Source organism: Ruegeria sp. BHSB196 (assembly GCF_059613135.1).
In genome coordinates, this window is sequence record NZ_JBXWRY010000029.1 from 1 (window position 1) to 15087 (window position 15087).

Sequence of the window (15087 nt, forward strand, 5' to 3'; positions counted from 1 at the left end):
GGTCGTCACGTCGGACATTCCGCTGGCGGCGAAATGCATCGAGGCCGGGGCGGCGGTTCTGCGCCCGAACGGCGACGCGATCACACGCGCCAATATCGGACAGCAACTGGCGATGCGCGATCTGATGGCCGATCTGCGCGCGGCCAACCCTCTGGGCAGTGCCGGCGGCGGCAAGGCCTTTGCCAGGGCCGACCGCGCCCGCTTTCTCGATGCGCTGGAGCGGGCGATCCGGGCGGCGCGGGCCGCGTGACAGGCGCCGCCCGAAACCGGTTCGGCCTTGATCATCGGCGCGAGGCTTGGTTCAGTCAGCCTTGACCCGCAACCGCGAACCGGAGCGCCCGATGCCCATCGACGCCGTGATCTTCGACATCGGCAACGTCCTGATCCAATGGCAGCCGGAGCGGTATTACGACCGGGTGATCGGCGAAGACCGGCGCCGCCGGATGTTCACCGAGGTCGATCTGCACGGCATGAACGATCTGGTCGACCAGGGCCACCATTTCACCGACACGATCTATGCCTGGGCCGAGAAACATCCCGAATGGCGCGACGAAATCCGCATGTGGCACGACCGGTGGATCGAGCTTGCCTCGCCCGAAATCCCGCATTCGATCCGCCTGCAGCGTGCGCTCAGGGCCAAGGGCGTTCCGGTCTTTGCGCTCACCAATTTCGGGGTGCAGAATTTCGACTATGCCTGCGGCGTCTATCCGTTTCTGAACGAATTCGACCGCCAGTACGTGTCGGGCCTCATGAAGGCCGTGAAACCGCACGCACCGATCTATGAGATGGTCGAAAAGGACTGCGGTCTGCCGCCCGAACGCCTGCTGTTTGCGGATGATCGCATCGACAACATCGAAACTGCGCGCACCCGCGGCTGGCAGACACATCACTTCCGAACCCCGCAGTGCTGGGCCGACCGGCTGGTGGCCGAGGGGCTCTTGACCGAAAGCGAGGCCGCATGAGCATCATCCAGATCCCCTTTGACGCAGGCGAGGAAAACCTCGACTGGCTCGAACTGGCCGGGGCGCTGGCCGACGGCCACGCCCTGCCCAAGGCCGAAATCGGCGACACGTTCCTGTATCGCGATCCCGACACATTGCTGTCACGGGCGGCCTGGATCGACGGGCTGGGGCTGGCGGTCAAGACCGCGACCATCTTTCCCGGCAATCCGGACCGCGGCGCCCCGATGATCAACGGGGCGGTCAGCCTGTTCAGCGACCGGGACGGCACCTTGTCGGCGCTCGTCGATTTCCATCTGGTGACCAAGTGGAAGACGGCCGGCGACAGCCTGCTGGGCGCCCTCCGGCTGGCCGACCCGGACAGCCGCGAGATTCTGATCGTGGGCGCGGGTACGGTCGGCGTTTCGCTCTGCGAAGCGTTCTCGGCCGGGTTTCCGAAAGCCCGGCTGCGCCTGTGGAACCGGACCAGGGCCAAGGCCGAGGCGTTGGCAAGCTCTCTGACCGGCGTCGATGTTGCCGACGATCTGGCCGAGGCGGTGAACCGGGCGGATATCGTCGTGACGGCCACCATGTCCACCGAACCGCTGATCCGGGGCGAATGGCTGCGTCCCGGGCAGCATCTGAACCTGATCGGGGCCTATCGGCCGGACATGCGCGAAGCGGATGACACGGCCCTCAAGCGGGCGCGGATCTTTGTCGACAGTTTCGACACCACGGTGGACCATATCGGCGAGATCAAGACGCCGCTGGCCGAGGGCACCATCGCCCGGTCCGACCTGCTGGCGGATTTCTACGACCTCGATGCGTTCGCGTTCGAGCCGGGCACGATCTCGTTGTTCAAGAATGGTGGCGGGGCGCATCTGGATCTGATGACCAGCCGCTACATCCTCGACAAATGGCAGCGATGATCAGGCGAGTTGCGGCGTGACCGGGCGGTTCTCGCGGATCGGCAGGTGCACGATGGCGCTGAACGCGCCGACGCCGACGCCCACCCACCAGACCATGGTGTAGTCGCCGTAAAGGTCGTACATCCGTCCGCCCAGCCAGACGCCCAGAAAGCCGCCGATCTGGTGGCTGAGGAACACGATTCCATACAGCGTGCCCATGTAGCGCAGACCATAGAGATGCGCGACCAGCCCCGAGGTCAGCGGCACCGTGGCAAGCCAAAGTGCGCCCATGACGACGGAGAACACGATGACCGAGGCCGGCGTGATCGGCAAGAGAATGAACAGGGCCGCGGCGATGGTGCGCCCGGTATAGATGCCCGCCAGCAGGTATTTCTTGGGAAAGTGGTTGCCGGCCCAACCGGCCGCCAGCGTGCCCGCGATATTGGCCAGCCCGATCAGCGCGATCGCCACGGCCCCGAGCGCCGAAGTGGTGGTGATCCCCATCGTGTGCAACACGCCCCCCGGCTGGATCGGCCCGCACATCTCGGTCACGAAGGCCGGGAAATGCGCGGTGATGAACGCCAGTTGATAGCCGCAGCTGAAGAAACCCAGAAAGATCATCGCATAGGAGGGGTCGCGGAACGCCTTCAGCAGGATGTGGCCCATGCTGGCCTCGAGCTCCTGCTTGCTGGCCGGTGCGGGCGCGCGCATGAATGGCAGCGTCAGAACCAGCGCGAGGATCAGCGCCGCAAAGATCACGAAGACCTGCTGCCAGGGGAAGTAGACGAGAAGCCATTCGGCCAGAGGTGCGCCGATGACCTGCCCGGCGCTGCCGGCCGCGGTGGCGATGGCCAGCGACATGGAGCGGTTGGCATCGGACGAGGCGCGTCCGACAACCGCCAGGATCACGCCGAAGCCGGTGCCGGCGATGCCGAATCCCACGAGCCAGGCATAGAGCTGCATTTCCAGCGGCGTGACCGACCACGCGGTCAGCAGCATGCCCGCCACATAGGTCAGGGCGCCCAGAACGATGGCCTTGCGATCTCCGATCTTTTCCGCGATCGCGCCGAAGATCGGCTGGCCGATCCCCCAGGCGAGGTTCTGGATCGCGATGGCCATCGAGAAATCCGCGCGCAACCACCCGAACTCGTCCGCGACCGGGATCTGGAACACGCCAAAGGACGCGCGCACGGCAAAGCTGACCATGATGATGATGCAGCCGACGATCAGGACGGGGGTCATGAGGCGGGCCGAGCGGTCCATGCGATCCTCCGGAAAACTGGCTCGCCAACGTTAGTTGGAATGAGGGTCGGGTCAATTCAGGAATTTTGGTCACACCGTTAAGGAAATTTGATGCGGGCCGGCGCGGCGGCTGCTTTCCAACGGCCAAGGCAACCGCTATGGCTCGGGCATGGGTGATCTCATTTCCGTGTATCAAAACCGGGTGGCCGAGGGCGCGCTCAGCGCCGATCCCGCGCAGGAAGCGGTGCTGCCCGAGTTCGAGCGCATCCGCGCGGACCTGTCGAGACCGGTCAGGCGCAGCCTGTTCCGCAAGCCGCCGCCGCCGCCCAAGGGGCTGTATCTTTGGGGCGGTGTCGGACGCGGCAAATCCATGCTGATGGATCTGTTCGTGGAGACCCTGGCCGATGTGCCGGTGCGGCGCGTGCATTTTCACGCCTTCATGCAGGAGATCCACGGCCAGATGCACGAAGCGCGCCAGCGCGGCGTCACCGATACGTTGGCCCCGGTAGCGGCGGAAGTGGTGAAATCAGTCAAGGTTCTGGCCTTCGACGAGATGCAGATCACCGACATCACCGACGCGATGATCGTCGGGCGGCTGTTCGAGTTCCTGTTCGAGGCCGGCGTGGTCGTGGTGACGACATCGAACCGGGTGCCGGACGATCTGTACAAGGACGGCCTGAACCGGCAGCTCTTTCTGCCCTTCATCAAGCTGATCAAGGAACGGCTGGTGGTCTGGGAACTGGTCTCGCCCACCGACTACCGGCAGAACCGGCTGGCGGGCTCTCAGGTCTATTTCACCCCGATCGGCCCCGAGGCGCGGGAGGGCATTCGCGCGGTCTGGCGCGATCTGTCGGGCGGGCCGGCCGAGCCGCTGACCCTGCACGTGAAGGGCCGCGAAGTCGTGCTGCCGGCCTTTCGCAACGGCGTTGCGCGGGCTTCGTTCTATGACCTGTGCGGGCGGATGCTGGGGCCGGCGGACTACCTGGCCATCGCCGATGAGGTAAAGGTGCTGGTGCTGGAAGACATCCCGCGCCTGTCACGCAACAATTTCAACGAAGCCAAGCGCTTCGTGACCCTGATCGATGCGCTCTACGAGGCCAGGGTGCGGCTGATCTGTTCGGCGGCGGCCGAGCCCGAGATGCTTTATGTCGAAGGCGAAGGCACCTTCGAGTTCGAGCGCACCGCATCGCGCCTGCGCGAGATGCAGGACAAGGACTGGGGAAAATAGGGGGCTCTGCCCCCGCCGCGCTGCGCGCGACTCCCCCGGGATATTTTCGGCCAGATGAAGCCTCAGCCGTTGTCGCGCAGGATGTTTCCGGCCAGATAGAGCGAACCGCAGATCAGAACTCGCGCCTGCGGGTCTTTCGCGGTGATCGCGGACAGGGCGGCGGCCACGCTGTCGGCGGTGGCGGCGGGCAGGTTCACCTCATTGGCCGCGGCGGCGGTGTCTTCGGCGCTCAGCGTATTGGCCTCTCCCGGAATCGAGACCGCGGTCAGGCTTTGCGCCCGCGCCGCGAGGGGCCGCAGATAGCCGGTCACGTCCTTGGTGTTGAGCATTCCGCAGATGAGATGCGTGGGGCGTTGCGGAAGCCTGGCCAGAAGATCGGCCAACGCCTGACCTGCCGCGGGGTTGTGGCCACCGTCCAACCAGAGCTCGGCCTGTGGGGCGGCCTCGACCAGCGGCCCGGAATTCAGACGCTGCATCCGGGCGGGCCAGAACGCGTTGGTCACGGCGGCCTCGCAGGCGTCATCGCCCAGGTCCAGATGCCGCAGAACCGCCAGGGCGGCGCCGGCATTCTGGACCTGATGCGCGCCCATCAGATTGGGCAACGGCAGGTCACGCAGGCCGGTTTCGTCCTGATAGATCAGGCGCCCGCGTTCTTCGTAGACGTGCCAGTGCTGCCCATGCGCCAGCAGGGGAGCGCCCAGGCGCGCGGCCGTCGCCTCGATCACATCCATCGCCTCGTCCGGCTGCGGACCGACCACGCAAGGCACGCCGCGCTTGATGATCCCGGCCTTTTCGGCGGCGATCTTGGCCAGCGTGTCGCCGAGGAATTGCTGGTGGTCCATCGAAATCGGCGTGATCACGGTGACCGCCGGCCTGGCGATCACGTTCGTGGCATCCAACCGACCGCCCAGGCCGACTTCGAGCAGGGCATAGTCGGCCGGCGTGCGGGCAAAGGCCAGCAGCGCGGCGCAGGTGGTGATCTCGAAATAGGTGATGGTCTCGCCGCCATTGGCGGAATAGCACTCGTCCAGTACCGCCGCGAGGTCGGATTCGGAGATCAGCTCGCCCGCGACGCGGATGCGCTCGTGAAACCGGGCCAGATGCGGCGAGGTGTAGGCATGCGCGGTCAGACCCGCGCCTTCGAGCCCGGCGCGGATCATCGCCTGGGTCGAACCCTTGCCGTTGGTGCCGGCGATGTGGATGACCGGCGGCAGTCTGTCCTGCGGGTTGTCCAGCGCCCCGAGCAGGCGCCAGACCCGATCCAGAGTCAGATCGATGATCTTGGGGTGCAGCGACATCATCCGGTCCAGGATGATGTCGGATGTGGGCGCGGTCATTTCTTGCCCGGATCCGCGGCAGCCGTTTCCTTGACCTTCGGCGCCTCGGCGTCGGGCGCCGGCAGATCGCCGGAAACCGCCGGCGGCAATCCCAGCAGCATCCGCGTGATCGAGATCAGTTCGTCGCGCAACTCGGTCCGTTTTGTCACGCGGTCGAGCATGCCGTGATCCAGCAGGTATTCCGCGCGCTGGAACCCTTCGGGCAGCTTTTCGCGGATGGTCTGTTCGATCACCCGCGGCCCGGCGAAGCAGATCAGCGCATTGGGTTCGGAGATGTGCACGTCGCCCAGCATCGCGTAGGAGGCGGTCACGCCCCCGGTGGTGGGATGCGTGAGCACGACGATATAGGGCAGCCCGGCCTCTTTCAGCATCTGCACCGCGACGGTGGTGCGGGGCATCTGCATCAGGCTCAGGATCCCCTCCTGCATCCGGGCGCCGCCGGCGGCCGAGAACAGGATCAGCGGGCGCTTGAGCTTCACCGCCTCCTGCGCCGCCGCGATGATGGCGTTGCCGACATACATGCCCATCGAGCCGCCCATGAACGAGAAATCCTGCGCCGCGGCCACGATCGGGGTGCGTCCGATTTCGCCCGAGGCGACCAGCATCGCCTCTTTCTCGCCGGTCTTCTTCTGCGCCGCCTTCATCCGGTCGGGATATTTCTTCTGATCGCGGAAATGCAGCGGGTCCGCCACCGGCGCGGGAACGGCCACCTCGGTGAAAATGCCTCCGTCGAACAACGCCTTGAACCGCTCGCGCGGCGTGATCGCCATGTGGTGGTCGCAATGCGTGCAGACGTTGAGGTTTTCCGCAAGTTCGCGGTGGAACAGCATCGTTCCGCATTCGTCGCATTTCTGCCAGAGGTTTTCCGGCATCTCCCGCCGGGAAAAGATCGAATTGATCCGGGGGCGGACGTAGTTGGTGATCCAGTTCATGACAGAACCCTGTTGTGCGGCGTTCAGGTCAAATAAGACCCTGCGTCAGGAAATGCAATCAGCGCATGATCGCAATGCGCGCCACCAGCCAGGCCACGATCATCATGGCGAAATCGACGATCAGCCATGCGCGCAGATACTCGGTGTCCGACATGTCATAGGGGATCAGGAACAGGGCCAGACCGTCCAGACTGCCGGGCAGCGCGATGAACAGCAGGGCGATCATGTTGTTGAACAGATGCAGCGCGATGGCCGGCCCCAGCGTACCCGCGCGGGCGGTCAGGTCGGCCATGAGAATGCCGAACGCCCCCGACCACACTGCGATCAGCAGCGCGTTCTCGCCCGCCTCGCTGGGCAGGTAGTGCCCCATTCCGAACAGGACCGAGGGCAGGATCATCCAGACCAGGGGCGAACGAAAGCGGGCCGCGAGGCTTTGTTGGAGATAGCCGCGAAACAGGATTTCCTCGGCGCTCGTCTGGATCAGCACCGCCAGGATCGAAAACGGCAGCAGCACCAGCCAGGTCGCGAAGGGCAGATTGCGTTCCAGTGGCGCCCCCATGTCGTAGGGCGGCAGCACGAGGACGACGGCGCCCAGCAGCATCAGCATCCGCAGCACGCGCCAGAACTGCCGCGCCGTCTGCGCAAAGGGGCCGATGACCGATTCCAGCGACCGCTTCTGAAGTTGCCGGGCCGCGACCGCGACACCCAGAGTGACGAAACCGAAACTGGCCAGCAGAACCAGCATGCCCAGCGGCGCGGTGCCCGCCAGGAACTCCATGACGCGGATTTCCGACCCCAGCCCGCTGACGATCGCGAGCAGAACGGCGTTCATCGCGAACACCACCGCCGCGACGACGGCCAGCCCGGTCAGCAGCCGCCAGATCTCGCGCCGAGGACGCGCCGGGGCGACAAGCTGCTCATGCGCGGCATATGCGGAAGGTCCGAATTCACCGCCCATGCATGTGATCCATTTTCGCCGCTTCGGTCTCGGTGTCGATCAGGTCGTCCAGCTTGATGCGCGCATCCCGCAGCCTGTCGGAAACGTCCACCAGATAGCCGGCCACGGTTTCGAGCAACTGCACCGCAACCGTCGCGTCGTTTTCCACCACCGCACGAAATTCCTCTGCCCCGATCCGCAGGAACTTGCTCTTGACCTGGGCCACCAAGTCGAACTGGCGCGGCGCGCCGGTGATGACCGAAAGATCGCCGATCAGGCGGCCGGGTTCGACCACCGAGATCGGGCGCGCCTCGCGGCCGTCGATCGGCAGCCGCAACTCGGCCCGGCCTTCAAAGCACAAATAGACCGCGTCCGCTGCCTGCCCGCGGGAAAACACGACCTGACCGGCCGCGACCTCGTACCATTGCGCGGTGAAGGCGAGCAGGCGCTGGTTGCGCGCGTCGAGCTGGCTGAACAGTTCGGTGGCGGCGATCACGTTGAGCTTGCGGCTGAGATCGGCCGCCGCGCCCTCGCCCAGTTCGAGCTGAGACCGGGATACGCCGTCGATCCGGCCATCCTTGATTTCGATGAAGAGATCGTAAGCCTCGGGGTGGGCAAACGAATCCTCCATGAAGATCATGATCGAATCGGGCAGCAATGCGCGCAGTTTCTGCCGCGTGCGAAGCCGGCTTTGCGAGTCGTGGCTGGCCAGCGCCTTGTCGAGGATCAGGATGTCGGGCTTCTTGATCGCGGCCCGCGAAAAGGCGGCGCGTTCCTGGAACACCGTGGGCAGGTTCGTTCCGCCCAGCCCCGACGGCAGATCATAGACGATGGCGGCGATGCGGCGGCGCAGCCCGGCGTCGTTCAGCACATCCGCCACCACATCCTCGATTTCGTCCTGACGCGCGCCCGCCATCATCGAAACGCGGCCGAAAAGCGCGTTCTCCATCACGGTCAGACGCGGAACGTATTGATCCGGCGCGACCGGAACGAACATGCTTCCCAGCATGTCGCGCAGCGTTTCGGACTGGCTCCGGCGGATGGCGAGGATCTTTTCCTTGTATTCCTCGGGAAAGCTCGGACCGATCTGCTCGGCGGTCAGCAGGAAGGGTATGGTCAGCAGCAGGGCACGGTCTTGTTCGCTCAGCGCGCGATCACCGCGCGCCGCGCGCCGCTCGGCGATGTCGATCAACCGGTGGTACATTTCCGGTTTCATCCCAAGCCTCCGGAACAGCGGGTGATCGGTGTCATCCCGGCCAAAGGTCTGTTTGAGCGTTTCGACGACGCCCAGCGCGATGTCGCGCGCTTCGTTTGCCAGGTCTTGACCGTGCAGCATCCGGATGAAGCCCTGATCGCTGGCCAGGGATTCCGGCGATATGTCGCGGGTCGGCGCGGCATAGAGCAGGTTGCCGCCCAGCGGTACGGCGGGATTGAAGCGGTCGGGTTCGAACCGGTACACGAATTCGTCCAGCCCCTTGGCGGCGATGCGCTCGGCCACGGTCGGCCGCAGATCGACGATGGCGCGGGCCAAGTTCGGATGCCGCGCGGGATCGAACCGCGACCGAAGGGTGCGGCGGAACATGAACTCGTCGATGCCCATCGCCTCGACCAGGTTGAACCACCAGTCGCGCACCTGCTCTTCGTCCTCGAACCCGGCAAGGCTGGGGTCGGTCCAGTCCTCGGTGAGCGAATCGGTGCTGTTGCCCGCCCGTTCGGCTTCGGTCTGCCAGCGGTCGGGCGTGCGCGACATGTCCGCCGAAGCGCGAGGATGGGTGCGCAGCGGCATCAGCAGGTTGTCCCCCAATGTTCCATCGAACAGGTAGGGGCGGGAATGGGCGTATCCCACGCGGGCGGCGATCACCGCCTGATGCAGATCGTTGAGTTTGTGGCGCGCGATCACCACCTCGCCGCGCGTCGGCAGCACTTCGCGGGTCAGCAACTGGGCGATGGCCTGCCGTTCGGATGCGCGGGACGACTGGATCGCCACGCGGGCGCCGGGCGGAATGGTCAGGTCGATATCCTCGAGAATGACGTTGCCGTCCTGGTCCTGCACGGTCACGTCCCGCAACTCGATCTGGCCGCGCAGATGCGGGATGTCCTCGGGGCGACCCTCGAACAGATGCTCCGGAATCATGTCGCGCGGCGCGAAACGCTCGGTCACGATCTGCCAGCGCAGGGACATGTCCTGCACCTGGTTGTAATAGAACAAGAGCTCCTTCCAGGGATTGGACAGATCCTTGTAGGCCGCCAGCGCCGCCACCAGGGCCCCCACCGTGATCTGTCCCTGGATCGCCAGGTACCCGCCGACCGAATAGAACAGGAACGGGGTCATCTGGGTGATCAGGTTGTTGAGGAACTTCATGAAGAATTTCTTCTGGTAGATCCTGAACCTGATCTCGAACAGGCGGCCCAGCCGGTCGGTGAACTGCGCCAGCCGAAAGCGCCAGCCACCGTTCGCGCGCAGGTCGCTGATGCCGGCCGCGCTTTCGCCGATTTCCGAGCTGAGCCTGCGCACCTCTTGGATGCGGTCCTTGTTCAGCAGGTTGATCTGACGCTGCAGCATGGGGATCAGCCATGCCTGCAGGGGAATGAGCGCGATCGAGGCCAGGCCGAACCACACGCTTTGCATGAACAGGAAGGTCACGATGGTCAGCATCTGACCGGCCTGGAACACCGGCTGCGCGATGGCATCCCCCATCAGGCCACCCATCGGCTCGGCTTCGGAGGTGATCATCGAAACCAGTTCGCCCTGGCTGGTGGTGGCGAAATAGGGCCTGGGGAACCGCATCATCCGGCTGATGAGCGTATAGCGCAACCGCCGCAGCATGCGCTCGGACAGCACGCCTTTCATCGTGTTGATCCGCATCTTCATGACGCCGCCGATCAGCACGGTCGCCAGAAAGGCGAAACACAGGACCAGCAGGTACTGCACCTGCGTCAGGGTCATGCCCCACAGGTCGATATTCGCCGTGGGCGCACCGATGGCATCGTTGATGATCCGTTTGGGCAGTTCCAGCGAGGCGTAAAGGAACGGGAACGAGAGGACCGTCAGAAACAGCAGAACGAACTGTTGCCGTTTGGAATACTTCCAGATGAACGAAAACAAGCTCGGTTCCATTGCCCGGTCCCTGACTTTGCTGGAGCGATCCGCGGCACGACGCGGAAAACCCACTGCCACCGGGACACTTACGGTAAGCACTGACCGGCGCGATTACAAGAATGCAGGGACCATTCGGCGCAGCGCCCGGCAATCTGCGCCGATGACGGAACGCGCGGGGTGGAGGTTTTTAGGGGTCTCTTCATCGTGCCGCCTTTATCTTTGCGGCCTTCTCTGGCTAAACAGGGATCAACGCGCACGGGCGCAAACGGAAAGGTCATGGACAGCCTGCTCGACCGGTTTCTGCACAAAAGAGCGTTGCAACGCTGGCGCACCGCCGCCCGCGGCTGCGCGGACGCGGATCTGGCGCGGTTGCGCCTGTTAGGCACGCGCGCACGTGAACTGCGGCGCAACCTGGACGAGGTGATCCACGTCGCGGACGGGCGTTTGGCCCGGCCCCGCATCGGCACGCAACAGTTTCCCCGCCCGCAGGGTGCGGATTGGGCCTGGCGGCCGGCTTTGTGGCGCGGTCCGCTGCCGCAGCCCGGCCTTGCGCCTGCCGGGAACGGCGCGCGGATCAATGGCGAAGCGTCGGTTTTCCACGATTGTCCCCTGTCCGAAGTCGCCCTGCGCCAATTGCGCAACACCCGCGACGAAGATCTGGCGCCCTACGGGCTGTGCGTCGAGGTTTTCGGTTTTCAGGGCTCCTTTCTGGCGCTCGCGATCGACCTGCCCCCGGAAGCAACCCGGATGCTGACCCGGTCGCACGTGATCCGCGCGGATCTGGCCGCCGAAGCCGAGCGGCCGGCCGCCATCATGGCGCGCCTGAACGTGCAGCACGGTCCCAACACGGACCAGATGACGCGCGATCTGAGCTCGGTCACGCAGGGCGGCAGCGCCGAATTCGACCTGGCCTATGCGGACATGAACGAACGCCGGGTCGAAAAAATCTGGCTGGACGTGTTCCTGCAGGATCCCGGCTGGAACCGGATCGTTCTGCGCGATCTGACGCTGAGCCGCTATCACCGGGCCGATCTGTGAGCGAGGCGAGGGTATGAGCCAACCTGTCCTGACGAAGACCCGGTTCGAGAGCGGCATCTGGGAAGGCCATCTGAGCGGTGGCCCGGCCGGAGATCATCCCCCCAGGATCTCGGCTCATCACCAGAACGAGCCTGTCATGGGCATCGAGGTGGAGAGGGACGCCGACGGGTGGCGGGTGCGGATTCCGATTCCGGCCGGCGCCTTGTCCGAGGGCGTGCATTGCATCCTGATCCAGGACGAGGACAGCCAGAGCAAACTGGGCGGCATCACCCTGATCGCGGGCGATCCGGCCGCCGAGGATCTGCGAGCCGAAGTCGAGTTGCTGCGGGCCGAACTCGACCTGCTGAAACGGGCGTTTCGGCGCCTGGCTCGGGACAGCCAGGCCTAGTCCGCGCCGCGCTGTCGCCTGTGCGCACAAGAAATTTTCCTAATTTTCTGTCCTTTTGGGCCGTGATCGGGCACCAATGGTGTCGGCACAGCATGGAATGCCCGAATGGATCGCACCAGCATTTTCAAGATCGTCGCCCTGATGGTGACAGCCTTCGGCATCGGAATCGATTTCACCGGCGCGCTGATGCTGGTGCCTGCGATCGAGGTCGCCTTTGACGCCGACATCACCAGCAGCCAGTGGGTTCTGAACATCTACGCCCTGTTCTTCGCCATGACGATGGTCGCGGGGGGCCGGTTCGGGGACATGTACGGACACCGGCGGGTTCTGATGATCGGCCTGATGATCTTTCTTGTCTCGTCCGTGATCTGCCTGTTGGCGCCGAACCTTCCGGTACTGATCGGCGCGCGGGCGCTGCAGGGCATCGGCGCCGGCTGCATCTGGCCCTGCACCCTGGCCTTCGGTGCGACGAAGGTCGCGAAACCGGAACACCGCGCCCTGGTGATGGGCCTGATCCTTGCCGGCGCGACCAGCGGCAATGTCTTTGGTCCCATGATCAGCGGCGCGGCCGTGAATCTGGGGGATTGGCGGCTGTTCTTCGGGGCCAATGTGTTCTTCGCCATCGTTTCGATGGTGACGATCCGGAAACTGATGGCCCGCGAAAAGGATCACAAACAGGGCGAGCACGTGGACTATGCCGGTATCGCCGTGTTGTCCGTCGCGATCCTCTGCCTGCTCTACGCGCTGGATGTCGGCGCCGACTGGGGCTGGACATCGGCGCCGATCCTGATGCTGTTTGCGATCAGCGCCGTGCTGTTCACGGTGTTTCCGCGGGTCGAAAAACGGGTGCTCGAACCGCTTCTGATGCCGCAGCTGATGCAGAACCGCGAGTTCAAGATCGCGCTGGCCCTGAACGGCGTGAACGTTCCTGGCGTATTCATTGCCTTGCTCTATTTTCCGCAGTTCATGCAGAAATCGCTGGGCTGGTCGCCGTTCGAATCCGCCCTGGGGCTGGCCCCCCTGACGGTGTTTCTGGCCATTGGCTCTGTCCTGTCCGGTACGCTCTACAACGATTTCGGACCGAAGCGGCTGCTGCTGTTCGGTTATGTCGTGGCGACGGTCGGGCCGCTCAGCGTTGTCTTGATGCCCAGCGATCTGGGTTACTTCCACATCCTGCCCGGCCTGTTCCTCATCGGCCTCGGCGCGACCTTGACGGTGGGGCCGTCCGGCACAGCCGCGGTATGCGCCGTCAAGCCGGAACGCGCCGGGCTGGTCGGCGGGCTGAGTTTCATGGTGCACCTGGTCTGTGGCGCGGTCGCGGTCGCCGTGGCGACGGCGATCGTTTACACGGTCGGCCTGTTCGAGATGCGTAAGCACCTTGCCGCGGCGCATATCGACCTGACGGCGGCCGAAGAAAAGGTTCTGAACGCCGGAACGCTTTCCACCCAATCCGCCCAGGCCGTTCTGGCGAAATTCGACCCGGAGAAGGTCGAACAGATCCGCAGCGCCTCGATCGCGGGCTTTGACAGCGGTATGCAGGTCGCCTTCTTCGTCGCCTTTCTGTCCGCCTCCGTCGGAATCATCCTGTCCGCGTTGCTGGACGAGGAAAAGCTGCACAAGGTCGAGGCCTGAGCACCCAACACCGCCAGACGAAAAAAGGGCCGCCCGAAAGCGGCCCTTTCGAACGGGTGCCGATGGTCTCAGTTCTCGGAACCGAAGGCCGACAGACCTTTCAGGATGTCAATGGCATAGGCAAGCTGATAGTCCTGCTCGCGCAGTTCCGCCGCGGCTTCGGCCTTGGCCCGGTCCTCTTCGATCTGACGGACTTCATCCTCGCTGAGGCTGTCATTGTTCAGACGCCCGCGCAGATCGGCTTCGGAGCGGGTGTTGGGCGATGCGTCCTCATCCTCTTCGGCTTCCGGGCGGCGGCGCGGCTGTTCCACCACGATGTCCGGGCTCACGCCCAGCGCCTGGATCGAACGCCCCGACGGCGTGTAGTAGCGCGCGGTGGTCAGGCGCATGGCCCCGTCCCCGCGCAGCGGCATCACCGTCTGGACCGAACCCTTGCCGAAACTCTTGGTGCCGACCACGATGGCCCTGCGATGATCCTGCAACGCGCCGGCAACGATTTCCGAGGCCGAAGCGGAACCGCTGTTGATCAGCACGACGATCGGTTTGCCCTTGACCAGATCCCCGGCCGAGGCGTTGAACCGTTCGCCGTCTTCCGGGTTGCGTCCGCGCGTCGAAACGATCTCGCCCTTTTCCAGGAACGCGTCCGTGACCTTGATCGCCTGGGTCAGCAAACCGCCGGGATTGTTGCGCAGGTCCAGTACGACGCCGTTGATCTTGTCGATGCCGCCGGCCTCTTCGATCTGCTTTTCCAGCCCTTCCTTGAGATTGGGGAAGGTCTGGTCGTTGAAGGTCGTGATCCGCAGAACCACGCTGGTGCCTTCGGTCCGTGCTCGCACGGCCGTCAGCTTGATGGTGTCGCGGATGATGCTGACATCAAAGGGTTCGGTCTCGCCCTCGCGAACCACGGTGATCACGATCTCGGACCCGACCGGCCCGCGCATCAGGTCCACGGCCTTGTCGAGTGTCAGCCCCAGCACGCTTTCGCCGTCCACATGGGTGATGAAATCGCCCGCCTCGATCCCGGCCTCGTCCGCCGGGGTGCCGTCGATCGGCGAGACCACCTTGACGAAGCCCTCTTCCTGCGTGACCTCGATGCCCAGACCGCCGAATTCGCCGCGCGTCTGCACCCGCATCTGCTCGGCATCGTCCGGGGAAAGATAACTGGAATGCGGATCGAGCGAGGTCAGCATCCCGTCGATGGCCGCTTCGATCAGTTCGTCGGCTTCGACCTCTTCGACATATTGCGCGCGAATGCGCTCGAATATGTCTCCGAAAAGGTCCAGCTGCTCGTACACACTGGCGTTGTTCTTTTCTTCCTGCGCCAAAAGCGGACCGGCAACCTGGGTCGTGGCGATCACGCCCGCCAGAGTCCCGGCCAGACCGGCCATCACGAATTTCTTCATAAGA

The 15087-nt window shown here is 64.6% G+C and carries 13 protein-coding genes; 7 read left to right on the forward strand and 6 right to left on the reverse strand.

All coding sequences use genetic code 11. From position 1 onward, the window contains the following. The 3 genes from AC2FNJ_RS14255 to AC2FNJ_RS14265 form a co-directional block, all read left to right on the forward strand. A partial coding sequence (locus tag AC2FNJ_RS14255) for a DUF188 domain-containing protein (protein WP_496765126.1) occupies positions 1 to 250 on the forward strand: 250 nt, incomplete at its 5' end. Between the two features lie 91 nt (positions 251 to 341). Continuing rightward, a complete protein-coding gene (locus AC2FNJ_RS14260) occupies positions 342 to 962 on the forward strand; it encodes an HAD-IA family hydrolase (RefSeq protein WP_496765127.1) in 621 nt (206 codons plus the stop codon). Next, the gene (locus tag AC2FNJ_RS14265; RefSeq protein ID WP_496765128.1) at positions 959 to 1867 is read left to right on the forward strand and encodes an ornithine cyclodeaminase family protein; all 909 of its coding nucleotides are present in this window, start codon (positions 959 to 961) and stop codon (positions 1865 to 1867) included. The genes AC2FNJ_RS14260 and AC2FNJ_RS14265 overlap by 4 nt, the downstream gene beginning before the upstream one ends. Here AC2FNJ_RS14265 and AC2FNJ_RS14270 read toward each other — a convergent pair whose 3' ends face one another. Further along, positions 1868 to 3109 carry an MFS transporter gene (locus AC2FNJ_RS14270; RefSeq protein WP_496765129.1) on the reverse strand — a complete coding sequence of 414 codons (1242 nt, stop codon included), beginning with the start codon at positions 3107 to 3109 and terminating at the stop codon, positions 1868 to 1870. It lies immediately after the preceding gene. Between the two features lie 148 nt (positions 3110 to 3257). On the opposite strand from AC2FNJ_RS14270, the gene zapE reads away from it, so the two are divergent. Next, positions 3258 to 4316, forward strand: coding sequence for a cell division protein ZapE (gene zapE, locus AC2FNJ_RS14275; RefSeq protein WP_496765130.1), 1059 nt, complete (start codon positions 3258 to 3260; stop codon positions 4314 to 4316). A 62-nt stretch (positions 4317 to 4378) separates the two neighbouring features. On the opposite strand, the gene AC2FNJ_RS14280 is transcribed toward zapE, so the two are convergent. Genes AC2FNJ_RS14280 through AC2FNJ_RS14295 form a run of 4 tightly spaced genes read right to left on the reverse strand, consistent with a single transcriptional unit; the run spans position 4379 to position 10640 of the window. Continuing rightward, the gene (locus tag AC2FNJ_RS14280) at positions 4379 to 5653 is read right to left on the reverse strand and encodes a bifunctional folylpolyglutamate synthase/dihydrofolate synthase (RefSeq protein WP_496765131.1); all 1275 of its coding nucleotides are present in this window, start codon (positions 5651 to 5653) and stop codon (positions 4379 to 4381) included. Beyond that, positions 5650 to 6585: an acetyl-CoA carboxylase, carboxyltransferase subunit beta gene (gene accD / locus AC2FNJ_RS14285; protein WP_496765132.1), complete on the reverse strand. Its 936-nt coding sequence runs from the start codon at positions 6583 to 6585 to the stop codon at positions 5650 to 5652. The genes AC2FNJ_RS14280 and accD overlap by 4 nt, the downstream gene beginning before the upstream one ends. 58 nt (positions 6586 to 6643) lie before the next feature. Continuing rightward, positions 6644 to 7543, reverse strand: coding sequence for a CPBP family intramembrane glutamic endopeptidase (locus AC2FNJ_RS14290; protein WP_496765133.1), 900 nt, complete (start codon positions 7541 to 7543; stop codon positions 6644 to 6646). Then, positions 7533 to 10640 (reverse strand): ABC transporter transmembrane domain-containing protein, encoded by a 3108-nt coding sequence (locus tag AC2FNJ_RS14295; RefSeq protein ID WP_496765134.1) that lies wholly within the window; start codon positions 10638 to 10640, stop codon positions 7533 to 7535. Before AC2FNJ_RS14295 ends, AC2FNJ_RS14290 begins: the two co-directional genes overlap by 11 nt. A 258-nt stretch (positions 10641 to 10898) precedes the next feature. Between AC2FNJ_RS14295 and AC2FNJ_RS14300 the strand changes: the two genes are divergently transcribed. The 3 genes from AC2FNJ_RS14300 (at position 10899) to AC2FNJ_RS14310 (ending at position 13680) form a co-directional block, all read left to right on the forward strand. Continuing rightward, on the forward strand, positions 10899 to 11660 hold the full coding sequence (locus tag AC2FNJ_RS14300; RefSeq protein ID WP_496765135.1) for a DUF6478 family protein: 762 nt from the start codon (positions 10899 to 10901) through the stop codon (positions 11658 to 11660). Positions 11661 to 11673: 13 nt separating this feature from the next. Beyond that, complete coding sequence (locus AC2FNJ_RS14305) at positions 11674 to 12048, forward strand: hypothetical protein (protein WP_496765136.1); 375 nt, start codon at positions 11674 to 11676, stop codon at positions 12046 to 12048. Between the two features lie 105 nt (positions 12049 to 12153). Then, positions 12154 to 13680: an MFS transporter gene (locus AC2FNJ_RS14310; RefSeq protein WP_496765137.1), complete on the forward strand. Its 1527-nt coding sequence runs from the start codon at positions 12154 to 12156 to the stop codon at positions 13678 to 13680. Positions 13681 to 13748: 68 nt separating this feature from the next. On the opposite strand, the gene AC2FNJ_RS14315 is transcribed toward AC2FNJ_RS14310, so the two are convergent. Beyond that, positions 13749 to 15083, reverse strand: a complete 1335-nt coding sequence (locus AC2FNJ_RS14315) for a S41 family peptidase (RefSeq protein WP_496765138.1) — start codon at positions 15081 to 15083, stop codon at positions 13749 to 13751. Between the last annotated feature and the right edge of the window lie 4 nt (positions 15084 to 15087).

What these genes read in the sequence shown, in the direction of transcription:
- AC2FNJ_RS14270 (WP_496765129.1), bottom strand. Translation starts at nt 3,109, where the DNA reads ATGGACCGCTCGGCCCGCCTCATGACCCCCGTCCTGATCGTCGGCTGC.
- AC2FNJ_RS14315 (WP_496765138.1), bottom strand. Translation starts at nt 15,083, where the DNA reads ATGAAGAAATTCGTGATGGCCGGTCTGGCCGGGACTCTGGCGGGCGTG.
- AC2FNJ_RS14280 (WP_496765131.1), bottom strand. Translation starts at nt 5,653, where the DNA reads ATGACCGCGCCCACATCCGACATCATCCTGGACCGGATGATGTCGCTG.
- AC2FNJ_RS14265 (WP_496765128.1), top strand. Translation starts at nt 959, where the DNA reads ATGAGCATCATCCAGATCCCCTTTGACGCAGGCGAGGAAAACCTCGAC.
- AC2FNJ_RS14300 (WP_496765135.1), top strand. Translation starts at nt 10,899, where the DNA reads ATGGACAGCCTGCTCGACCGGTTTCTGCACAAAAGAGCGTTGCAACGC.
- accD (WP_496765132.1), bottom strand. Translation starts at nt 6,585, where the DNA reads ATGAACTGGATCACCAACTACGTCCGCCCCCGGATCAATTCGATCTTT.
- AC2FNJ_RS14310 (WP_496765137.1), top strand. Translation starts at nt 12,154, where the DNA reads ATGGATCGCACCAGCATTTTCAAGATCGTCGCCCTGATGGTGACAGCC.
- AC2FNJ_RS14260 (WP_496765127.1), top strand. Translation starts at nt 342, where the DNA reads ATGCCCATCGACGCCGTGATCTTCGACATCGGCAACGTCCTGATCCAA.
- zapE (WP_496765130.1), top strand. Translation starts at nt 3,258, where the DNA reads ATGGGTGATCTCATTTCCGTGTATCAAAACCGGGTGGCCGAGGGCGCG.
- AC2FNJ_RS14295 (WP_496765134.1), bottom strand. Translation starts at nt 10,640, where the DNA reads ATGGAACCGAGCTTGTTTTCGTTCATCTGGAAGTATTCCAAACGGCAA.
- AC2FNJ_RS14290 (WP_496765133.1), bottom strand. Translation starts at nt 7,543, where the DNA reads ATGGGCGGTGAATTCGGACCTTCCGCATATGCCGCGCATGAGCAGCTT.
- AC2FNJ_RS14305 (WP_496765136.1), top strand. Translation starts at nt 11,674, where the DNA reads ATGAGCCAACCTGTCCTGACGAAGACCCGGTTCGAGAGCGGCATCTGG.